The organism is Herbaspirillum sp. SJZ099, from assembly GCF_007828355.1.
Lineage (GTDB): Bacteria > Pseudomonadota > Gammaproteobacteria > Burkholderiales > Burkholderiaceae_D > Herbaspirillum.
This window is the reverse complement of record NZ_VIUO01000011.1, coordinates 1-21,643: the sequence shown is the minus strand read 5'-3', so window position 1 is coordinate 21,643 and position 21,643 is coordinate 1. Positions and strand designations below refer to the sequence as shown.

The window sequence follows — 21,643 nt, the reverse complement described above, 5'->3', positions numbered from 1 at the left end:
GGAATCATGCGGCAAGCGGTCGGTGGCTGGGGTGGTCATGCGGTTCTCCCTGGGATGCGATAGGGGCAGTGTAACTCCGTCGCGCCGGATGTTCAGGCGCCGCTTCGCCCGTATCCTGGCCGGCATAAGCGCGGCCGAAGCGGTTGTCAAGCAGGTCCGGCAAGGCGATCTGCTCCTGGCGGATGAAGCCGCGCTGCGGCAGCCGGCCGGCGGCGAACAGGTCGAGCGCGGCGCATACGCCGGCGGCGGTGGTGATCTGGATCGCGCTCTCATGTATGCCATCGGCTTCGCGCGCGAATACCTTGCGGCTGAACACGCGCTGCAGGTATTGGCCGTTGCGGTGGCCGCTGACGGTGACGAACACCAGCACCACATCCTGCATGGTGGTCGGCACGGCATTGCGCAGGATGTCTTTCAGCAGCGCCGGCCGCTCTTTCAGGCGCAGCCCTTCCAGCAGGAAGCGCAGCAGGTCGCGGTGGCCGGGGTAGCGCACCGACTTGTAGTCGAGATTGGCGGCGCGCCCGGCCAGCGTCGCGCACAGCGTGCCCAGGCCGCCCGAGGTGTTGAAGGCCTCGTACTCGACGCCGTCCAGCGAGAAGTGTTCCAGGCCTTCCAGCGGCTGCACTTCCTGCAGGCGGCCGTCGCGGATCGCCTCGCACGGGTGGCAGTACTCGTTGACCAGCCCGTCCACGCTCCAGGTCAGGTTGTACTTGATCTCGTTGGTGGGGAACTCCGGCAGCGCGCCGACCCGCATCTTGATTTCGTCGATGTCGTCGAACGCCTGCGCCAGATGGTGCGCGGCGATGCCGATGAAGCCCGGCGCCAGCCCGCATTGCGGCATGAAGGCGGTATTGGCGTCCTGCGCCAGCTGCATGATGCGGCGCGTGGCCTGCACATCCTCGGTCAGGTCGAAGTAATGCACGCCGGCCGCGCGCGCGGCCTCGGCCACGGTGACGGCCATGTGCCAGGGCAGGGCGTTGATGACGGCGTCGCCGCGCGCCAGCAGGGCCTGCAGGCCGGCGACATCGCTGAAGTCGGCGCATTCTGTGACGACGCCCAGTTGCGCCAGCGGTGCCAGCGCCGCCGCGTCGCGGTCGGCGGCCAGCACCTCATAGTCGCCGCAGCCGTGCAGGCGGCGTGCGATGGCCAGGCCGATGTGGCCGGCGCCGAGCAATACGATCTTCATGGCGGTTCCTTTTTTCGATGTTCCCTGTAGCGCATTCTAGGCAAGGGTTCATACGATAAAAAGATGAAGATTGATGTTGAAATGGTGGTTTTTAAGACGTTTTGTTCTATAAGAAGATGCAAAACGTCGAATTATCCGACATCGTCGCGGCCAAGGCCGGGGCCCCGGCTTTGGTCCGGACGACGATCTGCCGGATGCGGATTGTTCCTGCTTTCCCATTGGTTGGGAGGGCGGCGCCGGCGGATTTCCGAAGGATGACGCAACAACAAATTTCATCCGGCAATTGCCCACGCACCCGCCTGCGCCTGGGCTAAAATCGACGGCGCTGTCCGGCCGCTTGCCGGACATATTTTTGACGCGCACAGTCGCCGCTGTCCGGCCACGCTGGCGCCATCCGCCAAACAGGGAGAATCCATGACCAACCGCCGCAGTTTCATCGCCAACGTCGCCGGCCTCGCCGCCGCGTCGTACCTGCCCAATGCCTTCGCGCAAGCCGCCGCGCCGGCTTCCACCGAAGCCACCTTCGCGCGCATCCAGCGCACCAAGACCCTGCGCATCGGCGCGGTGCGCGGCGCGGCGCCGTATTACAACAAGGACCTGGCCAGCGGCGAATGGGGCGGTTTCATGATCGACTTCGCCAAGAGCCTGGCGGCCAGCCTGAACGTCAAGCTGGACATCACCGAAACCACCTGGGGCAACTCGGTGCTGGACCTGCAGACGCGCAAGATCGACATCTTCTTCGGCATGAACCCGACCCCGGCGCGGCGTGAAGTGATCGGCTTTTCCGAGCCGCTGTTCCTGAACGCCTTCACCATCGTCTCCAAGAAGGAATACAAGACCTGGGCCGACCTGAACAAGCCGGAAGTGAAGATCGCCGTGGACATCGGTTCCTCGCACGACCAGATGATCTCGCGCGTGTGCCCCAACGCCACCATCGTGCGCCTGGAAAAGGCCGACGACGCCACCCTGGCGCTGCAGACCGGCCGCGTCGATGCGCAGGTGCTGGTGTGGCTGTTGTCGCTCAACATCCTCAAGAAGAACCCGTCGCTGGGCAAGATGTACGTGCCGCTGCCGCTGGAAGCCACTTCCACCAACATCGGCGTGCCCAAGGAAGACGACAAGGCCTGGGTCGAGGCCATCAACAAGTGGATCGTGGCCGAACGCAATGCCGGCAAGATCAAGCCGACCGTGCTGGGCAACCTGCAGAAGTTCTCCGGCGTGAAGCCGGAAGACGTGCCGCCGCAGATTCCGCTGTAACCAATCGCATCGGGTCGGCTGATGCATAGCCATGGCCGCATACGACAAGCCCCGCGCTCGGATGAGCTGCGGGGCTTTTGTTTTTCCGGGACTTGTTTTCCCGCAAGTTTTTGCGGCCACAGGCAGCTTGCCGGCAATGAGACAGCCGTCTCAGGCGCCGTCCATGCTGCAGTGCAGGGTAGCGCGCCAAAACGCCTGTGTTAAAACTAAGCATGTGCCCGGTTCGCCAGCGACATGCATACAAACGCAGCGCCTGCGAATCGTTTCGAACCTTAAGGAGTTCGTCATGCCCTATGTTCCGCAGGTCGATCACATGCGCCGTGTGCGCAACCTGATCGAAGGCCGTTCGCCGCAGGCCGGCGCCGATGTCCAGCGGCTGGCGTCGTCTTACCGGCGTTCGCTCGACCAGCACCATCTCGATCCCGCCAATACCGCCGGCCCGCGCGTGCTGAGCGCGTCCGAGCTGCGCCAGATCCAGCACCAGGAAGAGTGTTTCCTGCGCGCCTCGGGGCAATGCCTGTCCATGCTGCACCAGACGGTGCGCGAGGCCGACTACTGCGTGATGCTGACCAATGCCAGCGGCGTGACCATCGATTACCGCGTGGATCGCGACCGCCGCGGCGACTTCAAGCGCGCCGGCCTGTATCTCGGTTCCTGCTGGTCGGAGCGGGAGGAAGGCACCTGCGGCGTGGCCAGCGTCTTGCAGGATCGCATGCCGATCACGGTGCACAAGACCGACCATTTCCGCGCCGCCTTCACCACATTGACCTGCAGCGCGTCGCCCATCTTCGCGCCGGACGGCGGGCTGATCGGCGTGCTGGATGCATCGGCCATCCGTTCGCCCGATGCGCGCGACAGCCAGCGCCTGGTGAACCGGATCGTGCGCCAGAGCGCGGTGCTGATCGAAGACGGCTATTTCCTCAATGCCACCGCCGGGGACTGGGTGCTGTTGGCGCACCGCAGCCGGCATTACGTGGAAGCGCAGCCGGAAATCCTGATCGCTTTCGACGCGGTGGGCAATATCACCGCCGCCAACCGCTGCGCTCGCGCCTGTATCCCGGCGCTGAAGCACTTGCCGCTGCCGCTGGAACAGGTGTTCGATATCCGTCCGGAACGCCTGCTGGGCGCACGCGCGGAACAGGCGCTGGTGAGCCTGCGCTTGCTTGACGGCGGTGCGCTGCTGCATGCCCGCGTCCGCATCCCGGCGCGGCGCGCGCCGGCGGCGGCCGTTTCTTCCAGTATGTCCGGCGCAGCCATGCCGGCCGACCGGGCCCAGCCGGCGGGCGCGAGCGAGCCTGAACTGCTGGAGCGCAAGCACATCATCGCCGCCCTGGACGAATGCAAATGGCGGCCGGTGCCGGCGGCCGAGCGCCTGGGCATTTCGCGCGCCACGCTGTACCGGCGCATGCGCAGATTCGACATCGTGCCGCCGCACCGACGTTAGCGGCGCCGCGCGGGCCGGCCCGGTTCGGTTCCGGCCTTCTTTCCCCAGGCGGGCGCAGACCCGCTTTCCCAAGCAAGCAACCACTATCTATTTTCATAGAGGAGACATCATGTCCAAAACAAACCCGGACCAGGCCGTCGCCGGCATGCTCGAAACGCTGCAAAGCCATTTGCGCAACGGCAAGGCCGAAGCCGCCGCAGGGCTGTTCCTGGAGGACTGCTACTGGCGCGACCTGGTCGCCTTCACCTGGAACATCAAGACGCTCGAAGGACGGGCCCAGATCGCCGCGATGCTGGCGCAGCAGTTGCCGGCGCTGGGCGAGATCGGCCTGCGCCTGGCCGAGGGCGAAGCCGCCAGCCAGGCCGATGGCGTCACGCAGGCATGGATCACCGTGGAAACCGGCACCGCGCGCGGCAGCGGGTTGATCCGCCTGAAGGACGGCAAGATCTGGACCCTGCTCACGACCATGTCAGAGCTCAAAGGACATGAGGAAAGCAAGGGCGTGCGGCGGCCGATGGGCGCCGTGCATGGCGTGCATACCGGACGCAAGAGCTGGAAGGAGGAGCGCGAGCAGGAACTGGCCGAACTGGGCCGCAGCGAGCAGCCCTATTGCCTGATCATCGGCGGCGGGCAGGGCGGGCTGGCGCTGGGGGCGCGGCTGCGCCAGCTCAAGGTGCCGACCATCATCGTCGAACGCAACGAGAAGCCGGGCGACAGCTGGCGCAAGCGCTACAAGAGCCTGTGCCTGCATGACCCGGTCTGGTACGACCACATGCCTTACATTCCCTTCCCGGACAACTGGCCGGTATTCACGCCCAAGGACAAGGTGGGCGACTGGCTGGAGATGTACGCCAAGGTCATGGAGCTCAATTTCTGGGGTTCCACCGACTGCAAATCGGCTTCCTACGACGAGGCGGCCGGCGAGTGGCGCGTGGTGGTCGAGCGCGGCGGCGAACGGATCACCTTGCGGCCGAAGCAGCTGGTGCTGGCCACCGGCATGTCGGGCAAGCCCAACTTGCCGAAGTTCAAGGGCATGGATGTGTTCAAGGGCGAGCAGCAGCATTCGTCGAAACATCCCGGCCCCGATGCTTACCGCGGCAAGAAGGTGGTGGTGATCGGCGCCAACAATTCCGCCCACGACATTTGCGCGGCGCTGTGGGAAGCGGGCGTAGACGTGACCATGGTGCAGCGTTCGTCGACGCACATCGTCAAGTCGGACTCGCTCATGGAGCTGGCGCTGGGCGACCTGTATTCCGAGCGCGCGCTCCAGTCCGGCATGACCACCGCCAAGGCCGACCTTACCTTTGCCTCGATCCCGTACAAGGTCTTGCCGCAAATGCAGACCAAGGTGTTCGACGCCATCCGGGAGCGCGACGCCGGGTTCTATGCGCGGCTGGAGAAGGCCGGCTTCATGCTGGACTTCGGCGACGACGGTTCCGGCCTGTTCATGAAATACCTGCGGCGCGGATCGGGCTACTACATCGACGTCGGGGCTTCCGAACTGGTCGCAGACGGCAAGATCAAGCTCAAGAGCGGCGTCGACGTGAAGGAGCTCAAGGAACATTCGGTGGTGTTGAGCGACGGCAGCGAATTGCCGGCCGACCTGGTCGTCTACGCGACCGGCTATGGCTCGATGAACGGCTGGGCCGCCGACCTTATTTCGCAGGAGGTGGCCGACAAGGTCGGCAAGGTGTGGGGACTGGGTTCGGATACGCTCAAGGACCCGGGCCCATGGGAAGGCGAGCAGCGCAACATGTGGAAGCCGACGCAGCAGCCGGCGCTATGGTTCCACGGCGGCAACCTGCACCAGTCGCGCCATTACTCGCAGTACCTGTCGCTGCAGTTGAAGGCGCGCATGGAAGGCATCGCTACGCCGGTGTACGGCTTGCAGGAAGTGCACCATCTTTCCTGATGCCGGAAAGATGGGCGGCGCGCAGGGTCAGCGTTCGATCTTGCGCGCCAGCACGATGGAGGTGGTGGTGCGGGTGACGCCGTCGATCTCGCCGATCTCGTCGAGCAGCTGGTCGAGCCGTTCGGCCGAAGAGGCGCGCAGCCAGGCGACGTAGTCGAACTCGCCGGAGACCGAGCACAGCAGTTCGATCTCGGGCATGCGCCTGAAGCGCTTCAAGACGTCGCGCGCGGCCTTGGCCTCGACGGTGATGCCGACATACGCGCGCAGCGCGTTGTCGGTCACTTCCTGGCCCAGCTTGACGGTGTAGCCGGCGATGATGCCGTTCTTTTCCAGCCGGGCCAGGCGCGCCACCACGGTGGTGCGCGCCACGCCCAGCTTGCGCGCCAGGTTGGCCACGCTCTCGCGCGCCGACACCTGCAGCAGCGCGATCAGGTTGCGGTCGGTGTCGTCGAGGGTGTCGAGCCGCGTTTTCATGTGGTCGCCGTGTGGTCGATGTATGGCCGATCAGGCGTTGAAGCGCGCCAGGAACGCCTGGGTCGCCGCCTGTTGCGGATTGTCGATGACCTGCGACGGCGGGCCGGCTTCCACCACCACGCCGTCGCGCATGAACACCACCTGGTCGGCCACTTCGCGCGCGAAGGCGATCTCGTGGGTGACCAGGATCATGGTCATGCCGTCGGCCGCCAGGCTGCGGATCACGTTCAAGACTTCGCCCACCAGCTCGGGGTCGAGCGCCGAGGTGGCTTCGTCGAACAGCATCACATCCGGCTGCATGGCCAGCGCGCGGGCGATGGCGATGCGCTGCTTCTGGCCGCCGGAAAGCTTTTGCGGATACATGTCGGCGCGCTCGGCCAGGCCGACTTTCTGCAGCAGCGCCAGGGCCTTGGCGCGGGCTTCGGCCTTGGGCGTGCGCAGCACGGTGAGCATGCCTTCCATCACGTTCTCGAGCGCGGTCATGTGCGGGAACAGGTTGAAGTGCTGGAACACCATGCCGGTGCGGGCGCGGAAGCCGGCCAGTTCCTTGTCCTTGGGTAGGCGCGCTTTCTTCCCGTTCTTGCCGTCGAAATCGAAGTGGCGCTCGCCGATGCGCACCGAACCCTGGTCCGGCACGGTCAGCAGGTTCAGGCAGCGCAGCAGGGTCGACTTGCCCGAGCCGGACGGCCCGATCATGGCGACCACGCAGCCGCGGTCGATCTGGATGGAAATGTCCTTGAGCACCACATGGTCGCCGAAGGCCTTCTTGAGGTTGCTGATCTGGATCATCGAATTGCCGTTGCTCATCATTGGTTCCTTAAGCGTTGCTTAACCGTGCTGCGCCGACAGGCGGGTTTCCAGGCGCTTGGCCCAGATGGTGGCGGGCAGCAGGATCAGGAAATAGATGATCGCGACCAGGGTGTAGATTTCCAGCGGGCGATAGGTCTCGTGGGCGATGATCTGGCCCTGGTAGAGCAGGTCGGGCACGGCCAGCACCGACAGCAGCGAGGTGTTCTTCAACTGCATGATGGACTGGTTCACCAGCGGCGGGGTCATGCGCTTGAACGCCTGCGGCAGGATCACGCGCTTCATCAGCTGGAAGCGGGTCATGCCCAGCGCCCAGCCGGCTTCGGACTGGCCGACGTCGATCGAGACGATGCCGCCGCGAATGATTTCCGAGTAGAACGCGCCGCCATACAGCGCCAGCGACAGCATGGCGGCGGTGCCGGCCGACATCTCGATGCCCAGCAATACCGGCAGCGCGTAGTAGAACCACACCAGCTGCACCAGCACCGGCGTGCAACGGAACACTTCCACGAAGGCGCGCAGCGGCCCCGAGACGAACGGGTTGGAAGAGAGGCGGCCGAGGCCGACCACCAGACCGACCAACAGGCCCAGCGCGATACAGGCCACGGTATAGCCCAGCGTGTAGACGAAGCCGATGCCGATGATGCTCCTGAATTGCCAGAGCGAGCCGAAGTCCCATTGATACATCTGCGGTTTTCCTTCAATACGATTCAATATGGACCAGAGGCCTGGTCCGGGGCGGATGGGATACGAAATTTCCAAGCACGATCCATGCCCCGGCGCCACGGTTTCGGGCAGGGGCCGCCGCTGTCGCTGGCAAGTGTCGGGAAGGCATGGGGGAGGGCACGGATATCTTTTATAAGGATTGCATGGTCGCAACCCGCGAATCCGGCAATTGTAATGGAGAACGGCCGGCGGCGGACAGATCCGGGCCATGCCGGATCGGCCTGGCGCCCCACGCTGCTGCTGCGTTTGGTGGCGTTCGGTTGGAACGCATCCCGCCCCTGTTGATGAAATGAGTTCTAAAATAGCGCACTCGCGGCGATATGCTTGAATACGCCGCCCACCGGCTTTCCCAGCGATTGGGAATGCGCCCAATCCGACAACGACAATGAATCAGGTTTCCCCTTCCGTCACTTCCGACGAGCCGCACCGTACCATCCTCATCACCGGCGCCGCGCGCGGCATCGGCGCGGCGGTCGCCGCCTCGGTAGCGGGGCCGGGCGTGTCGCTGGTGCTGCATGCGCGCAGCGACTCCCCGGAACTGCAAGCCACTGCGCAGCGCTGTCGCGAGCAGGGCGCGCGCTGCGTGCTGGCCTTGGGCGACATGGCCGAGCCCGGCACCGCAGCGTTGCTGCGCGATACCGCGCTGGATGAATTCGGCCGGCTCGACGCGCTGGTGGCCAATGCCGGCTTCGCCGACCGCAAGCGTATCGGTGAACTGTCGGACGCCGACTGGTCGCGTTCGCTCGATGCGCTGCTCTCGGGATTCTTCCGGCTGACGACCGCCTGCAAGGAGGCATTGCAGGCGTCCGGTTCGGGGCGGGTGGTGGCGGTCAGTTCCTTCGTGGCGCATGTGTTCCGCCTGGGCGAATCGGGCTTTCCGGCGTCGGCCGCGGCCAAGGCCGGCATCGAGGCGCTGGTGAAATCGCTGGCGGTGCAGCTGGCGCCGGCCGGCGTCACGGTCAACGCGGTCGCGCCCGGTTATGTGCAAAAGAGCGACCCGGCCAAATCGGCCATCGACCCGGCGGCCTGGCAGGCCGCGCTCGACCGCATCCCGCTGCGTCGCTTGGGGCAGCCGCAGGAGATCGCCAATGTCATCGGCTTCCTGCTCAGCCCGGCGGCGTCCTATGTCACCGGCCAGGTCTGGCACGTGGACGGCGGACTGACGCTGTAACGCGCTCTTAATTTATCTGACCTCTCTCTGGGAACACCATGCGCATCATCGTGCTCGGCGCCGGCATCGTCGGCGTCACCACCGCTTATTTTCTCCGCGAGCGCGGCCATGAAGTCACCGTGGTCGAGCGCCGTCCCGACGTGGCGGCCGAGACCAGTGTCGGCAACGCCGGCCATGTCTGCCCCTCCTACGCCACGCCTTGGGCGGCGCCGGGCATGCCGGCCAAGTCGCTCAAGTGGTCGCTGCAGAGCTGGCTGGGCATCGAGGCCGCGTTGCGGTTTACGCCGCGGCTGGACGCGCACCAATGGAAGTGGCTCAAGACCTTCCTGGCGCAATGCACGCCCGAGCGCTATGCCGTCAACAAGGCGCGCATGGGCCGCCTGGCGCGTTACAGCCACTCGCAGCTGAAGCAGATCCGCGAGCGCCTGGACATCCAGTACGAGCAGACCAGCGGCGGCAACCTGCAATTGTTCCGTACCCAGGAAGGGGTGGACAACGCGGGCTTGTCGACCAGGGTGCTGGCCGAGGCGGGGGTGCCGTTCGAGTTGCTCGATGGCGACGGCTGCGTGGCTTTCGACCCGGGTTTGCGCGCGGCGCGCAACGAGTTGAAGGGCGGGCTGCTGCTGCCCATGGATGAAACCGGCAACTGCCCGCTGTTCGCCCGCGCGCTGGCGGCGTGGCTCAAGACGCAGGGCGTGGCGTTCCGCCTGTCGACGACGGTGGAAGGAATCGAGGTCGCCGGCGGCCGGGTGGCGGGGGTGCGCACCAGCGCCGGCACGCTGCAGGCCGATGCCTATGTGGTGGCCTGCGCCGCCGCATCGGTGCCGATGTTGAAGCCTTTGGGCCTGGATCTGCCGATCTATCCGGTCAAGGGCTACGCCATCACGGTGCCGGTGGCCGACCCCGAGGGCGCGCCCAGGAGCGGCGTCATGGATGAGTATTACAAGGTGGCGATCACCCGCATGGGCAATCACATCCGCGCGGCCGGCACGGCCGAGATCGGCAGCTGGGATACCAGGGTCGCGCCGCGCGACTGCGCTACCGCGATCAAGTCCTTGAAGAACCTTTATCCCAACGGCGCAGACCTGGCCAAGGTCGAATACTGGGCCGGCTTGCGGCCGATGACGCCGGACGGCGCGCCGCTGATCGGCAAGACGCCCTATGCCAACCTGTGGCTCAACGCCGGGCATGGTTCGAACGGCTGGACCACGGCCTGCGGTTCCAGCCGCATCATCGCCGACAAGATCGCCGGCGTGGCGACCGATATCGAAAGCGCCGACCTGGAGCCGCAGCGATTGATCTGATCAGGTCGTTGGTAACGCCGATGTATAACGTCCCGTTTCTGTCGCTAGCCAGGATGTAGACGTAGTAGCTCATGCCGGCCATCGTATGGGCAAGCAGGCCTTTGAAGAATCGATGAATTCGGATTTGCGAAGATTTATTCGCTACGCAAACGCCGTCGTCCTGACGCAGGTCAGGACCCGGTGTCGTTCAGCGGCCGTCGATATGCAACGGAAGCCACTGGAACCCGGCCTTCGTCGGGATGATGAAAAGAAATCGAGGGTCAGCGCTCGAACAGCGCGTCGACGTTGTCGCCGTTGCTGAAAGCGCTGATGGCCCAACCGGCCGGCGTCTTGTAGAAGATGAACTGCCAGGGGATGGCCTGCTTCTCGGTCTTCTCGATGTAGGTCAGCTTGAGCAGCGAGTCGCCGACCTTCTCTGAACGGATGAACTCGTAACCGACCGAATTGCCGACCTGCGCTTCGATCGCCATGCGCGTGCTGCGCGCGTTGACGCGGGCCGCTTCCAGCGCGCGGATGTCGATCAATGCGTAAGGCGACATCGCGGCGTAGGCGTCATCGGTGCGGCCGGCGCCGGCCTGGGCCATGATCTTGTCGGTCAGCGGCCGGATCTGGCTTTCGGAGGCCAGCGTATCGGCGTGGGCGGTGTGGCAGATGCCGGCCAGCGCGAGGGCGGCGAACAGCGGGCGCGGGAAGGATGGCTTCATTCGGATCTCCAATGGTCAAGGGAACATCTGCGGGGGCATTGTGCCATGGTGCGCGCAGGCGGGAAATGCAGGCGAAAAATGCAGGTGGGAAGCGCCGGGTGTAAAGCATGCGCAAGGGCAGCGTAAATCAAGGTAAAACAAGCCTGGCGCGGGAATCCGCGCGGCTATGATGTCCAGCCTGGAGCCCGTGTCTGTCGAACCGGGTTCCGTTCCGGGGGGAGCATCATGCGCACCATCATTTCCGCTACATTGCTGGCATCGTCATTGTCGGGTTGCATCGTGATGTCGTCCAATCCGCTGGTCGATGCCGCCAGCGTGATCGGATACGCCGCCTCCGGCGTGAAGGGGATGACGCCCAATCCGCCGATCAATCCCGTCGTCTACAACAAGGATCCGATCCGCGAAGTCTGCATCGAGTGGAACGGCGCCGTGGCCCTGAGCGACTTTGTGCCGGGCCTGCAGGCTGAGCTGCAAAGGCACGGCGTGTCGAGCCGCGTGTACGACGCCGGCACCCAATCCCCCGGCTGCCCGGTGACGCTGACCTATGTCGGCTACGTCAAATGGGACACCAAGGTGTTCTCCGATGCCTATACTCCTTACCTCACCTATGCCGCCCTGACGCTGCGCCGCGATGGCCGCGTGCTGGGGTCGGCCCAATACCGCATCGGCTCCTTCGCTCAGGACAAGTGGGCCAGCGTCAACGACAAGCTGGGTCCGCTGGTGGATGCGCTGTTGCCGGGCAACCCGCCGATCATCGCCGACAACTCGCCGCAAGGCGCCAAGAGCGCCACCGGCGGCTACTGAACCGATACTTCGCAGGCGACATAAAGAACGGCAACCGAGGTTGCCGTTCTTGTGCACGCTATCGCGGCGTGCATGCTGGCCACGCGCCGGCTTACCAGATCGTCAGCAGGCGGCGGAAAAACCCTTTGTCCGTGCTGGCGTCCGCGACCGTGCCGCCGCCCACTTGCTCCAGGCGCGCATCGGCCACGTTGGCCGAGGCCACCACCCCGCCGCGGATGTCGCGCGTGCGCACCACGCCGGAGAAGCGCAGCGTATTGACGTTGCTGTTGATGCCGATGCGCTTTTCCCCCGCCACCACCAGGTTGCGGTTGGGCAGCACTTCGACGATGGAGACCATCAGCGTGCCGGTCATGGTATTGCTGTTGCTGGTGTCGCCGGAGCCCTTGAACGAATTGCTGCCGGAGGCCGAATAGTTGGCGTCGTACAGCGCGGTAAACAGCCCGCCCAGCGGCGCCGATGAGCCTGGCCCCTTCTGCGACAGGGTGGTGTCGGTGCTGTTGTTGGTGGCGGACTTGTTGCTGCCGCTGATGGATTCGGAGATGTCGATCTTGATGATGTCGCCGACGTTGTAGGCGGTCGGCTCCTCGAACAGCTGCGCGCTGGAGACGCGGAAGATGGCGCCGTTGTTCTCGACGTTGGCCACCGGATAGGATGGCCGCACGCTGGTCGGGCCGCTCACCATGGGCGCCGGGCTGTAGCAGGCTGACAGCGATGCGGCCAGCGCGCATGCGCCGGCCAGACGATATTGGAACTTCATGGCGATCCCCCCGAGAATTGGCAGCCGGACTGGACTGTCTGGCTCTGCCGAGCGCCGGCGGCATATGTGCAATACGCGGCGGCTCGTGTGCGGATGATGTGCGCCAACGGTGTAAGCGGCGGTTAATCCGGTGTAAATGCCTGCAAACAAAAATCAGCCATGGTCAAGCCGCAGAGATGCCGGGTATTCATGCCTCATTTCCCATGCAGGCGCGGCGGCCGCGCGTCATGCGATGCTCCTTTTCGGGGCATAATGGCGGTTATTCCACCGATACGGCGGGCCTGTCCGGGGCACCCGCACCCAATCATGGCAACAGAAAAAAACCAGCCCAGCGTGCATGAGCAACTCGTGTCGGCACGCATCCGCGAGCGTATCAAGGCTGCCGGCGTGCGCTTTCACGCCAACGACAATATCGCCGCCTTCATTGAAGACGGCGAGCTTGAGCAATTGCAGGCCGAAGTGCAGGGCAAGCTGGCGGCGGTGCTGGAAAGCCTCGTCATCGATGTCGAGAGCGACCACAATACCCAGGACACGGCCAGGCGCGTGGCCAAGATGTATCTCAATGAGGTCTTCCGCGGCCGTTACCAGGCGCCGCCGGCGGTGACCGAGTTTCCCAACATCGAGCGTTTGAACGAGCTGATGATTGTCGGCCCGATCACCGTGCGCAGCGCCTGCTCGCACCACCTGTGCCCGATCATGGGCAAGGTGTGGGTGGGGGTGATGCCCAACGAGCATTCCAACCTGATCGGCCTGTCGAAGTACGCGCGATTGCTGGAATGGGTGATGAGCCGCCCGCAGATCCAGGAGGAGGCGGTGTCGCAGGCGGCCGACCTGCTGATGCAGAAGCTGCAGCCGGACGGCCTGGCCATCGTGATGGAAGCCGACCATTTCTGCATGCACTGGCGCGGCGTGAAGGATATGGAGTCGAAGATGATCAACAGCGTCATGCGGGGTTCCTTCCTGCGCGACGCCAACCTGCGGCGCGAATTCCTGGCGCTGATTTCCCAACGTCAACGAGGTTAGAACGCATTGCGTGAACAGGCGTGAGATGTGTTCTGTCCAAGAAGGGTGCTGGCGGCGTTGCGCTCCTTGCACTTCATCCCAAATGGGGTAAGCTCGCACTCAGGCCTATTCATCAAATGAGTTCTCATCATGTTAGTTCGTCTGATCTATGCAAGCCGTGCGCGCAGCCCGATTTCCCACGAGGTGGTCGAGGCCATCCTGGCCAGCGCGCGCAAGCACAATCCCCAGAAGGGGATCACCGGCGTGCTGTGCTACAGCGACGCCATCTTCGTGCAGGTGCTGGAGGGCGGGCGCGACCAGGTGAACCAGATGTATGGCCAGTTGCAGCGCGACGAGCGCCATCACGACCTGGTGTTGCTGGGGTATGAGTCGATCGACGAACGGCAGTACTCGTCATGGACCATGGGCAAGATCCGCCTGGACAAGATCAACCGTTCGCTGCTGCTGAAATATTCGGTGTGCGGCGAACTGAATCCTTACCTGGTCTCCAACTGCGCCACCGTGGCGCTGCTCAACGAACTGGCCTCGACCGCGGCCTTCGCCCAGCGCGACTGAGCCCGGTCATGCCGGAGGGCGTTGCCGCCATCGGCTTGCCGGCCTTATTTTTTCAGCGGCGGCGCATACGGGTTCTTGGTCAGCAGGCGCAGGAAGCTGGCCAGGCAGGCCGCCCCGGCGAAGGCGGCGCCGCAACCCAGCGCGAAACGCGATCCCTGGCTTTCCGACAGATTGAAGCACAGCGCCACCAGTGCCGCGCCGATGCTTTGGCCCAGCAAGCGCGCCGTGGCCACGATGCCGGAAGCGCCGCCGCTGCGGTGCGGCGGCGCGCTGGTCATCAGGGCTTTCAGGTTGGGCGACTGGAAGAAGCCGAAACCCATGCCGCACAACAGCATGCGCCAGCTGATTTCCCACACGCTGGGCGCGGCCGGCATGAAGGTCATCGACAACAGGCCCGCGCATAGCAGCGCCAGGCCGACGCCGCCGAGGATGCCGGCCGGATAGTGGTCGGACATGCGGCCCGCGATCGGCGCCATGATGGCTACGGCCACCGGCCACGGGGTCATCAGCAGGCCGATCTCGACCTGGCTGCGGCCGAGGTCGTGGTGGAAGAAGAAGGGCAGCGAGACAAAGGCCAGGCCTTGCGCGGCGAAGGAACACACGGCGGTGATCGCCGATAGCGAGAACATGGGGTGGCGGAACAGGTCGACCGGCAGCATCGGCGCCGGGTGCGAGGCTTCGCGGCGCAGCAGGAACAGGCCGCACACGATGGCCGCCGCCAGTTCGATGCCGACCACGCTGGCCTGGGCCTGGTGCGCGCCTTCGCCGATGGCCAGGATCAGCAGTCCGAAGGCGGCGGCATTGAGCAGCGCGCTGCGCACATCGAATGTATGCTTGGACAGCGCGGTGTGCGGCAGCGAAGGCAGCGCCAGCACGATGGCGACGATGCCCAGCGGCACGTTGACCGCGAACAGCCACGGCCACGGCGCAATGGCGAGGATGCCGGAGGCGACGCTGGGGCCGACGGTGAAGGCGATGGCCACGATCAGCGTGTTCAGGCCAACGCCCCGGCCCAGCGAGCGCGTGGGGTAGATGAAGCGGATCAGCGCGGTGTTGACGCTCATGATTCCGGCCCCGCCCAGCCCTTGCAGGAAGCGGGCCATGACCAGCGTAGGCAGTGACCACGCGACCGCGCACAGCAGCGAGGCGGCGGTAAACAGCACCAGTCCCCAGATATAGATGCGGCGGTAGCCGACGATTTCGCCCAGCGCCGCCAGCGGCAGCAGCGACACCATCATGGCCAATTGGTAAGCGGTGACGATCCAGACCGAGCCCGCCGGCGTGGTGTTGAGGTCCAGCGCCATGGCCGGCAGGGCGGTGTTGGCGATGGCGGTGTCCAGCGTGGCCAGGCCGACGGCGATGAGCAGCGTCATGATGGCGCGGCCGCGTTGTTCGGGCGGCAGGCCTTCGCCGGCGATGACCAGGTGACGGGTGGGTTCGGCGGCGCCGGTGGATGAAGGCTGCGATGACATGTGCTTGGGCGAGGTAGGGGCGGTATGCCTGCTAACGGCAAGGTGCGCCGCTTGTCTGTTTATATATAAGAGCCTGTTTCCGGCACAGGCTCCGGCCGGCCCCCGGTTGAGGCGGCGTTCAATGATAGCGGGGAAACGCGGGGTTTGCTGGCGACGGTGCCTGCTGGCGGGATGGTGCGCTATGATGGCGGTTTGCGCCGGCGTGGCCGGCGCGTTTTGATGACGGAGTCGCGAGCATGTCCAATAAGCAGTTGTCGCAGCGCCTGTGCGCATGGATCGACCAGCATTTCGATGAGGAAGTCGGCGTCCTGCAGCAGCTGATTCGCATACCCACCGATACCCCGCCCGGCAACAACGCGCCGCATGCGGATGCGGTGGCCGAGCTGGTCAAGGCCTGGGGCTGGAGCGCCGAGAAGCATGCGGTGCCGTCGCAGCAGGTGGCCGACTACGGCATGCAGAGCGTGACCAACCTGATCGTGCGCCGTCCTTACGCCGCCGGCGGGCCGACCGTGGCGCTCAATGCCCATGGCGACGTGGTGCCGCCGGGCGAAGGCTGGCGCCATGATCCTTACGGCGGCGAGATCGACGACGGCCGCATCTACGGCCGCGCGTCGGCGGTGTCCAAGAGCGACTTCGCCAGCTATATCTTCGCGGTGCGCGCACTGGAGGCGCTGGGCGTCGATCTGCGCGGCGCGCTGGAACTGCATTTCACTTACGACGAAGAGTTCGGCGGCCTGCTCGGCCCCGGCTGGCTGCTGGAGCAGAAGCTGACCAAACCTGACTTCGTGATCGCGGCCGGCTTCAGCTACAACATCGTCACGGCCCACAATGCCTGCCTGCAGTTTGAAGTCACCGTCAATGGCAAGGCGACCCACGGCTCCATGCCCGAAACCGGCCATGACGCCTTGCAGGCGGCAACTACCATCCTCAATGCCATCTATGCGGCGGTACCGGGCCTGAAGGATATCCGTTCATCGATCCCCGGCATCAGCCACCCGACCATGATCGTCGGCCGCATCGACGGTGGTACCAACACCAACGTGGTGCCGGGCAAGGTGGTGCTGAAGATGGACCGCCGCATGATCCCGGAAGAGGATCCGGCGCAGGTCGAAGCCGGCGTGCGCAAGATGATCGGGGACGCGGTGGCCGGTTTGCCCGGCATCCGGGTCGAGATCCGTCGCCTGCTGCTGGCGCGCGCGCTGCGTCCGCTGCCGGGCCACGAGAAACTGGTCGACAGCCTGTTGCGCAATGCGCAGGAAGTCATGGGCGAGACGCTCACTACCAACGGTTCGGCGCTGTATACCGACGCGCGCCTGTATGGCGAGCATGGCATCCCGGTGGTGCTGTTCGGCGCCGGCCCGCGCACGCTGATGGAATCCAATGCCAAGCAGGCCGATGAGAACCTGGCGCTGGACGATTTGAAGAAGGCCACCAAGGTGGTGGCCATGACGCTTCTGGACTTCGTCGGCCCGCAGGCTTGAGGGCGCCGTCTGGCGCCATCGGTCAATGGGGCCATCGTCATGGCGGCCTCGCCGCTTCGCAAGGGATTCATGTGTTGCCGGTATGGCAACGCATAGAAATTTTTCCGATAAGCTCATCTTGATTACAATGGGAGCCCGCATCAGGCTTTCCTGCGGCAGCCGTCGGCCGATAACAAACAAAAGAGCGATGGTGTGTTGCCGATGGGCGGCCCGGATGCGGGAAGGGCATGAAGCCATGTCCGCGCTCCCTGCTGGAACCGTTGGACAATTCTTTCAGGCCGGTGCAGCATTCCGGCTCTACGGTTTGCCTGAGCCTTGCGCCATGCCCTTATCCTGAACGCATATGTGTACGGCTTGCGGAGCGGGCGTAAGCAGGTTTCCGAGAAGGCCTGAGCGCCAGGATTACACCGAAAGTCTTGTGAGGACCCTGATCAATCGCATGCAGAACGCCATCGAGCACACCTCTGATCTGGCAGGACAGCCTGCCGCCCGGCAGGGCTATCTTGGATTGTCGTTCCGGCAGTTGCTGCTGGCCGCGTTCCTGCTGATCGCCGCGCTGTTGAGCGCGACATCCGTCCATGCGTTGTTTACGCTGGATCGCATGGCCACCAACAGCAGCGACACCGCGCGCCAGGCGGTGCAGCTGACCGAGGCCGCGCAACGCCTGGCTGAGCGCACCGTGGCGATGGAACGCAGCGCGCGCCAATACCTGGTGCTGGACGATCCGGCCTTCCGCGACCGTTTCGTGGAGGCGCGGGACCAGGCCAGGGAAGCGTTGGGCGAGCTGTCCGATTCGTTGCCGATGGCGCCGCGCGATATCTTCAGCCAGTGGGGCGTGTATGCCGACGAGGCGGCGGCAGTGCTGGATTCCGAATCGCGCAAGGACAAGTCCGAGCAGTTGAAGGTGTTCCAGGATTTTGCGCGCCTGCCGCCGTTGAACGAGCGCATGACGCAGGAAAGCCGGCTTGAGGTCGACCGCCGCAACAATGCGCTCTCGGCCGCGCTTGAACAGCAGCGCCAGATGCTGACGTTGCAGGTGGTCGGCGCCATCCTGCTGGCGGTGTTGCTGGCGTTCGGCTTCGGGCTGTGGCTGTCGCGCCCGCTGGCGCAGCTGGAGCAGGCCATCGGCCGCCTGGGCGATAACCGGTTCGACCAGCACATCGAGGTGCACGGCCCGGCCGACATTCGCCGCCTGGGCCAGCAACTGGATTGGTTGCGCCAGCGCCTGGCGGATCTGGAGGCGGAGAAATCGCGTTTCCTGCGCCATGTATCGCACGAGTTGAAGACGCCGCTGTCGGCCTTGTGCGAAGGGGCGGCGCTGCTGGACGATGGCGTGGCCGGCGAGCTCACCGACAACCAGCGTGAGATCGCCCGCATCCTGCGCCAGAATACGCAGGCGCTGCAAACGCAGATCGAGGACCTGCTGCGCTATAACGAGGTTTCCTTCGATGCCCAGCATATCCAGCCGGTGCCGGTCGACCTGCGCGCGCTGCTGCACAAGGTGATCGACGACCAGCGCCTGCAATGGCTGGCGCGCGAGCTGAAGGTGGAGATCGAAGGAGCCGCGCGCACGGTGGTGGTCGATCCGGAAAAGATGGCGATTGTCTTGGGCAACCTGCTGTCGAACGCCGTGCGTTTCAGCCCGAAAGGCGGCTTCATCCGTTTCTTGCTGTCCGATGCGCCGGGGATGGTGCGCATAGAATGCATCGACCAGGGCCCCGGCGTGGCGCCGACCGACGCCAACCGCATCTTCGAACCGTTCTACCAGGGTTTGCACCAGCCGACCGGCGCGCGCCGCGGCAATGGCATCGGCCTGTCGGTGGTGCGCGAGTACGTGCAGGCGCACAGCGGCTATGTGCAGTTGATGCCGTGCGAAAGCGGGGCGCATTTCAGAATCGAGTTGCCTGATGAAAAATAAAATCCTGCTATTGGCCTGCTGTCTTTTGCTGGCGGCTTGCGCCGCGCAGCCGGATGCGCCGACCGCCAATATCAAGCTGATCCACGCTGCCAGCAACATCGATGAGCTGCTGGCCTATAACGCCGTGCTGCGCAAGATGCCGGCGGCCGAGCTGGGGCGCGAACTGCAGCGCATCAATGCTTATCCGGCCAGCCCTTCCAACAACGTGCGGCGCGCCATGGCGCTGTCGATGACGCGCGATCCCATCGACCTGGCCAAGGCCGAAGCCCAGTTGTGGAACGTCATGGCCGATAACAGCGTCGAAGCGGAGAAGCTCAAGCCGTTGGCTCAACTGTTGGTCAGCTCTTACGCCGATCTGCGCCGCGTGGCCGACAACGCCGAGAAGTCATCCATCCAGCTCAAGGATGCGCAACGCAAGGTGGACCAGCTCAACGACAAGCTTGAGGCCCTCAAGAACATAGAGCGGAGCCTGCCGGCCGGCGGCAAGTAACAGCGCCATCACCCGTCGGGCCCGTTCCCCATATCAGGAACAGGAGCCCCGATGGGACATTCTTCCCCCTTATTGCTGGTCGACGACGATCCCGACCTGTTGCGCCTGCTGACGCTGCGCCTCAACGCCAGCGGCCACCGCGTGGTCGCCGTGGAAAGCGCCGAGGCGGCGCTGGCGCAACTGGCCATCGCGCTGCCGTCGCTGGTGATCACCGACGTCCGGCTGCCGGGCATGGACGGCCTGGCGCTGTTCGATGAGATCCGCAGCCGCCATCCGACCTTGCCGGTGATCCTGCTGACGGCCCACGGCACCATTCCCGACGCGGTCGAGGCGACCACGCGCGGGGCCTTCGCCTATCTCACCAAGCCTTTTGACGGCACGCTGTTGCTGGACAAGGTCGCCCAGGGCCTGAGCCTTTCCGCGCCGGCATGCGAAACGGAAGACCAGGCCTGGCGATCCGACCTGATCAGCCGCAGCCAGCGGGTCTCGGAATTGCTGGCCGAGGCGCGGCTGGTGGCGGCATCGGATGCCAGCATCCTGATTCGCGGCGACAGCGGGACCGGCAAGGAACTGCTGGCGCGCGCCATCCACCGCGCCAGCCAGCGTGCGGAGAAACCTTTTGTCGCAGTCAATTGCGGCGCCATTCCCGAGCAGTTGCTGGAGTCCGAACTGTTCGGCCACGTGAAGGGCGCGTTCACCGGCGCGATGGACAGCCGGGAGGGCCTGTTCCAGGCTGCCGATGGCGGCACGCTGTTCCTGGATGAGATCGGCGATATGCCGATGCCCTTGCAGGTCAAGCTTTTGCGCGTGCTGCAGGAGAAGACGCTGCGCCAGGTCGGGGCCAACCAGCCCAGCAGCGTGGATGTGCGCATCATCTCGGCGACCCACCGCGACCTGGAGGCGGCCATGGCTGAAGGGCAGTTCCGCGAAGACCTTTATTACCGGCTCAATGTGGTGGCGCTGCACCTGCCGTCGCTGGAGGAGCGGCGCGAAGACATCGCGCTGCTGGCCAACCATTTCCTCAAGACGACCGCGGCCAGGTACGCCAGGCACCTGACCGGCTTCGCTCCCGATGCGCTGGAGTTGTTGAGCCTGGCGCATTGGCCGGGCAATGTGCGGCAGCTCTATAACGTCGTGGAGCAGGTTTGCGCCTTGTCGACCACGCCGCTGATTCCGGCGTCGCTGGTGCAGCGCGCCTTGCGCGCGCCGACGCTGGATCTGCTGCGTTATGCCGAGGCCAAGCAGAAGTTCGAGCGGGATTACCTGATCCGCCTGTTGAAGCTGACCGACGGCAATGTGTCGGATGCCGCCCGTCTGGCTGATCGTAATCGCACCGAGTTCTATTGGCTGTTGCAGAAGAATGGGCTCGATCCGCGGATGTTCCGGGGCGGAGAAGAGAGCGTCATCGCAGAGCGACAGACATGATTCCTTATAAATCAATGACTTACCAATTTCGGGTGGCGGAATTGTCGCCCAGGGGCGACGAAAACCGGGTCTATGGGCCGGGTTGGCGCGTATACATAGGCGAAGATTGTTTTCCAAACCATTGAAAACATTGAAGAAATTGGTGGGTGGCACGGGGATTGCGAAGAACAGGGTAGGCGGTGCCGTTAAGGCGCCTACCGTTTTTCTTCTCTCTATATAAGGAACCCATCATGGAAAAGACTGCATTCATTGCCAAGCTGGTTGCCGCATCCTTGTTTGCCGCCGTTGCCGCGGCCCCGGCCGTGCGGGCGGCCGATACCGGCGATTCGCCCAAGGCGACCCAGAAAGCCGGCGCCTATATAGACGACTCGGTCATCACCACCAAGGTGAAGGCGGCACTGGTGGGAGACAAGCAGGTCTCGGCCATGAAGATCAAGGTGACGACCAAGGATGGCGTGGTGACGCTCAAGGGAACGGTGCCCAACGCTGAGGTCGGCCAGCATGCATTGCAGTTGGCCGCCGGGATCGAAGGTGTGAAGGATGTGAAGAGCGAGCTTACCGTCAAGGCCAGCTAAGCCGTTGATGGCGGCGCTTGAAGCCGTTATTTGAGCGGGCAGAAAAAGAGCCGGGGCCGCCCCGTTAGGGGCGGGCATTTTTTTTGAATTATTTCCGTACAACGAGGCGTGCCGCAACGCCAGTGCTGGCGCGGGTTTGGCGGTGGAGGTTGGGTGTG

20 protein-coding genes are annotated in these 21,643 nt (G+C 64.7%); 13 read left to right on the top strand and 7 right to left on the bottom strand.

Going from position 1 to position 21,643, the window contains the following annotated elements; genetic code table 11:
• Positions 1-4 precede the first annotated feature (4 nt).
• A complete protein-coding gene (locus tag FB597_RS18105) occupies positions 5-1,186 on the bottom strand; it encodes a saccharopine dehydrogenase C-terminal domain-containing protein (protein ID WP_144770299.1) in 1,182 nt (393 codons plus the stop codon).
• 414 nt (positions 1,187-1,600) lie between these two features.
• On the opposite strand from FB597_RS18105, the gene FB597_RS18100 reads away from it, so the two are divergent.
• The 3 genes from FB597_RS18100 (at position 1,601) to FB597_RS18090 (ending at position 5,799) form a co-directional block, all read left to right on the top strand.
• Positions 1,601-2,443, top strand: a complete 843-nt coding sequence (locus FB597_RS18100; RefSeq protein ID WP_141917563.1) for a transporter substrate-binding domain-containing protein — start codon at positions 1,601-1,603, stop codon at positions 2,441-2,443.
• Between the two features lie 286 nt (positions 2,444-2,729).
• Positions 2,730-3,887 (top strand): sigma-54-dependent Fis family transcriptional regulator, encoded by a 1,158-nt coding sequence (locus tag FB597_RS18095; protein WP_144770298.1) that lies wholly within the window; start codon positions 2,730-2,732, stop codon positions 3,885-3,887.
• A 109-nt stretch (positions 3,888-3,996) separates the two neighbouring features.
• Positions 3,997-5,799 (top strand): NAD(P)/FAD-dependent oxidoreductase, encoded by a 1,803-nt coding sequence (locus FB597_RS18090; RefSeq protein WP_144770297.1) that lies wholly within the window; start codon positions 3,997-3,999, stop codon positions 5,797-5,799.
• Positions 5,800-5,826: 27 nt separating this feature from the next.
• Here the strand turns inward: FB597_RS18090 and FB597_RS18085 are convergent, their stop codons facing one another.
• The 3 genes from FB597_RS18085 to FB597_RS18075 are packed head-to-tail and all read right to left on the bottom strand — an operon-like array spanning position 5,827 to position 7,767.
• Positions 5,827-6,273, bottom strand: a complete 447-nt coding sequence (locus FB597_RS18085; RefSeq protein ID WP_141918149.1) for an Lrp/AsnC family transcriptional regulator — start codon at positions 6,271-6,273, stop codon at positions 5,827-5,829.
• Positions 6,274-6,303: 30 nt separating this feature from the next.
• Positions 6,304-7,080, bottom strand: a complete 777-nt coding sequence (locus tag FB597_RS18080) for an amino acid ABC transporter ATP-binding protein (RefSeq protein WP_141918152.1) — start codon at positions 7,078-7,080, stop codon at positions 6,304-6,306.
• A 21-nt stretch (positions 7,081-7,101) separates the two neighbouring features.
• Positions 7,102-7,767, bottom strand: coding sequence for an amino acid ABC transporter permease (locus FB597_RS18075; RefSeq protein ID WP_141918155.1), 666 nt, complete (start codon positions 7,765-7,767; stop codon positions 7,102-7,104).
• A gap of 424 nt (positions 7,768-8,191) precedes the next feature.
• Between FB597_RS18075 and FB597_RS18070 the strand changes: the two genes are divergently transcribed.
• Both FB597_RS18070 and FB597_RS18065 read left to right on the top strand, forming a co-directional pair.
• Complete coding sequence (locus tag FB597_RS18070; protein WP_144770296.1) at positions 8,192-8,977, top strand: SDR family NAD(P)-dependent oxidoreductase; 786 nt, start codon at positions 8,192-8,194, stop codon at positions 8,975-8,977.
• A gap of 38 nt (positions 8,978-9,015) precedes the next feature.
• The gene (locus tag FB597_RS18065) at positions 9,016-10,281 is read left to right on the top strand and encodes a D-amino acid dehydrogenase (protein ID WP_144770295.1); all 1,266 of its coding nucleotides are present in this window, start codon (positions 9,016-9,018) and stop codon (positions 10,279-10,281) included.
• A 260-nt stretch (positions 10,282-10,541) separates the two neighbouring features.
• On the opposite strand, the gene FB597_RS18055 is transcribed toward FB597_RS18065, so the two are convergent.
• Positions 10,542-10,985: a hypothetical protein gene (locus FB597_RS18055; protein WP_141918166.1), complete on the bottom strand. Its 444-nt coding sequence runs from the start codon at positions 10,983-10,985 to the stop codon at positions 10,542-10,544.
• Positions 10,986-11,210: 225 nt separating this feature from the next.
• On the opposite strand from FB597_RS18055, the gene FB597_RS18050 reads away from it, so the two are divergent.
• A complete protein-coding gene (locus FB597_RS18050) occupies positions 11,211-11,789 on the top strand; it encodes a cell division protein FtsI (RefSeq protein WP_144770294.1) in 579 nt (192 codons plus the stop codon).
• A 91-nt stretch (positions 11,790-11,880) separates the two neighbouring features.
• On the opposite strand, the gene FB597_RS18045 is transcribed toward FB597_RS18050, so the two are convergent.
• A complete protein-coding gene (locus tag FB597_RS18045; protein ID WP_141918172.1) occupies positions 11,881-12,546 on the bottom strand; it encodes a flagellar basal body L-ring protein FlgH in 666 nt (221 codons plus the stop codon).
• A gap of 306 nt (positions 12,547-12,852) precedes the next feature.
• On the opposite strand from FB597_RS18045, the gene folE reads away from it, so the two are divergent.
• Together folE and FB597_RS18035 are read left to right on the top strand one after the other, a co-directional pair.
• Positions 12,853-13,569, top strand: coding sequence for a GTP cyclohydrolase I (gene folE / locus FB597_RS18040; protein WP_144770293.1), 717 nt, complete (start codon positions 12,853-12,855; stop codon positions 13,567-13,569).
• A gap of 129 nt (positions 13,570-13,698) precedes the next feature.
• Positions 13,699-14,124 carry a BLUF domain-containing protein gene (locus FB597_RS18035; protein ID WP_141918177.1) on the top strand — a complete coding sequence of 142 codons (426 nt, stop codon included), beginning with the start codon at positions 13,699-13,701 and terminating at the stop codon, positions 14,122-14,124.
• A gap of 44 nt (positions 14,125-14,168) precedes the next feature.
• Here FB597_RS18035 and FB597_RS18030 read toward each other — a convergent pair whose 3' ends face one another.
• On the bottom strand, positions 14,169-15,596 hold the full coding sequence (locus FB597_RS18030) for an MFS transporter (RefSeq protein WP_141918179.1): 1,428 nt from the start codon (positions 15,594-15,596) through the stop codon (positions 14,169-14,171).
• Between the two features lie 236 nt (positions 15,597-15,832).
• Here FB597_RS18030 and FB597_RS18025 point away from each other — a divergent pair, with 236 nt between their 5' ends.
• From FB597_RS18025 to FB597_RS18005, 5 genes are all read left to right on the top strand, one after another.
• Positions 15,833-17,077: an ArgE/DapE family deacylase gene (locus FB597_RS18025; RefSeq protein ID WP_144770292.1), complete on the top strand. Its 1,245-nt coding sequence runs from the start codon at positions 15,833-15,835 to the stop codon at positions 17,075-17,077.
• A gap of 439 nt (positions 17,078-17,516) precedes the next feature.
• The gene (locus FB597_RS18020) at positions 17,517-18,995 is read left to right on the top strand and encodes a HAMP domain-containing sensor histidine kinase (RefSeq protein ID WP_141918214.1); all 1,479 of its coding nucleotides are present in this window, start codon (positions 17,517-17,519) and stop codon (positions 18,993-18,995) included.
• Positions 18,985-19,485: a hypothetical protein gene (locus tag FB597_RS18015; RefSeq protein WP_141918184.1), complete on the top strand. Its 501-nt coding sequence runs from the start codon at positions 18,985-18,987 to the stop codon at positions 19,483-19,485. Before FB597_RS18020 ends, FB597_RS18015 begins: the two co-directional genes overlap by 11 nt.
• Before the next feature lie 51 nt (positions 19,486-19,536).
• Positions 19,537-20,910: a sigma 54-interacting transcriptional regulator gene (locus FB597_RS18010; RefSeq protein ID WP_144770291.1), complete on the top strand. Its 1,374-nt coding sequence runs from the start codon at positions 19,537-19,539 to the stop codon at positions 20,908-20,910.
• A gap of 230 nt (positions 20,911-21,140) precedes the next feature.
• Complete coding sequence (locus FB597_RS18005; protein WP_141918189.1) at positions 21,141-21,485, top strand: BON domain-containing protein; 345 nt, start codon at positions 21,141-21,143, stop codon at positions 21,483-21,485.
• The last annotated feature ends 158 nt before the right edge of the window (positions 21,486-21,643 follow it).

What these genes read in the sequence shown, in the direction of transcription:
- FB597_RS18105 (WP_144770299.1), bottom strand. Translation starts at nt 1,186, where the DNA reads ATGAAGATCGTATTGCTCGGCGCCGGCCACATCGGCCTGGCCATCGCA.
- FB597_RS18100 (WP_141917563.1), top strand. Translation starts at nt 1,601, where the DNA reads ATGACCAACCGCCGCAGTTTCATCGCCAACGTCGCCGGCCTCGCCGCC.
- FB597_RS18095 (WP_144770298.1), top strand. Translation starts at nt 2,730, where the DNA reads ATGCCCTATGTTCCGCAGGTCGATCACATGCGCCGTGTGCGCAACCTG.
- FB597_RS18090 (WP_144770297.1), top strand. Translation starts at nt 3,997, where the DNA reads ATGTCCAAAACAAACCCGGACCAGGCCGTCGCCGGCATGCTCGAAACG.
- FB597_RS18085 (WP_141918149.1), bottom strand. Translation starts at nt 6,273, where the DNA reads ATGAAAACGCGGCTCGACACCCTCGACGACACCGACCGCAACCTGATC.
- FB597_RS18080 (WP_141918152.1), bottom strand. Translation starts at nt 7,080, where the DNA reads ATGAGCAACGGCAATTCGATGATCCAGATCAGCAACCTCAAGAAGGCC.
- FB597_RS18075 (WP_141918155.1), bottom strand. Translation starts at nt 7,767, where the DNA reads ATGTATCAATGGGACTTCGGCTCGCTCTGGCAATTCAGGAGCATCATC.
- FB597_RS18070 (WP_144770296.1), top strand. Translation starts at nt 8,192, where the DNA reads ATGAATCAGGTTTCCCCTTCCGTCACTTCCGACGAGCCGCACCGTACC.
- FB597_RS18065 (WP_144770295.1), top strand. Translation starts at nt 9,016, where the DNA reads ATGCGCATCATCGTGCTCGGCGCCGGCATCGTCGGCGTCACCACCGCT.
- FB597_RS18055 (WP_141918166.1), bottom strand. Translation starts at nt 10,985, where the DNA reads ATGAAGCCATCCTTCCCGCGCCCGCTGTTCGCCGCCCTCGCGCTGGCC.
- FB597_RS18050 (WP_144770294.1), top strand. Translation starts at nt 11,211, where the DNA reads ATGCGCACCATCATTTCCGCTACATTGCTGGCATCGTCATTGTCGGGT.
- FB597_RS18045 (WP_141918172.1), bottom strand. Translation starts at nt 12,546, where the DNA reads ATGAAGTTCCAATATCGTCTGGCCGGCGCATGCGCGCTGGCCGCATCG.
- folE (WP_144770293.1), top strand. Translation starts at nt 12,853, where the DNA reads ATGGCAACAGAAAAAAACCAGCCCAGCGTGCATGAGCAACTCGTGTCG.
- FB597_RS18035 (WP_141918177.1), top strand. Translation starts at nt 13,699, where the DNA reads ATGTTAGTTCGTCTGATCTATGCAAGCCGTGCGCGCAGCCCGATTTCC.
- FB597_RS18030 (WP_141918179.1), bottom strand. Translation starts at nt 15,596, where the DNA reads ATGTCATCGCAGCCTTCATCCACCGGCGCCGCCGAACCCACCCGTCAC.
- FB597_RS18025 (WP_144770292.1), top strand. Translation starts at nt 15,833, where the DNA reads ATGTCCAATAAGCAGTTGTCGCAGCGCCTGTGCGCATGGATCGACCAG.
- FB597_RS18020 (WP_141918214.1), top strand. Translation starts at nt 17,517, where the DNA reads ATGCAGAACGCCATCGAGCACACCTCTGATCTGGCAGGACAGCCTGCC.
- FB597_RS18015 (WP_141918184.1), top strand. Translation starts at nt 18,985, where the DNA reads ATGAAAAATAAAATCCTGCTATTGGCCTGCTGTCTTTTGCTGGCGGCT.
- FB597_RS18010 (WP_144770291.1), top strand. Translation starts at nt 19,537, where the DNA reads ATGGGACATTCTTCCCCCTTATTGCTGGTCGACGACGATCCCGACCTG.
- FB597_RS18005 (WP_141918189.1), top strand. Translation starts at nt 21,141, where the DNA reads ATGGAAAAGACTGCATTCATTGCCAAGCTGGTTGCCGCATCCTTGTTT.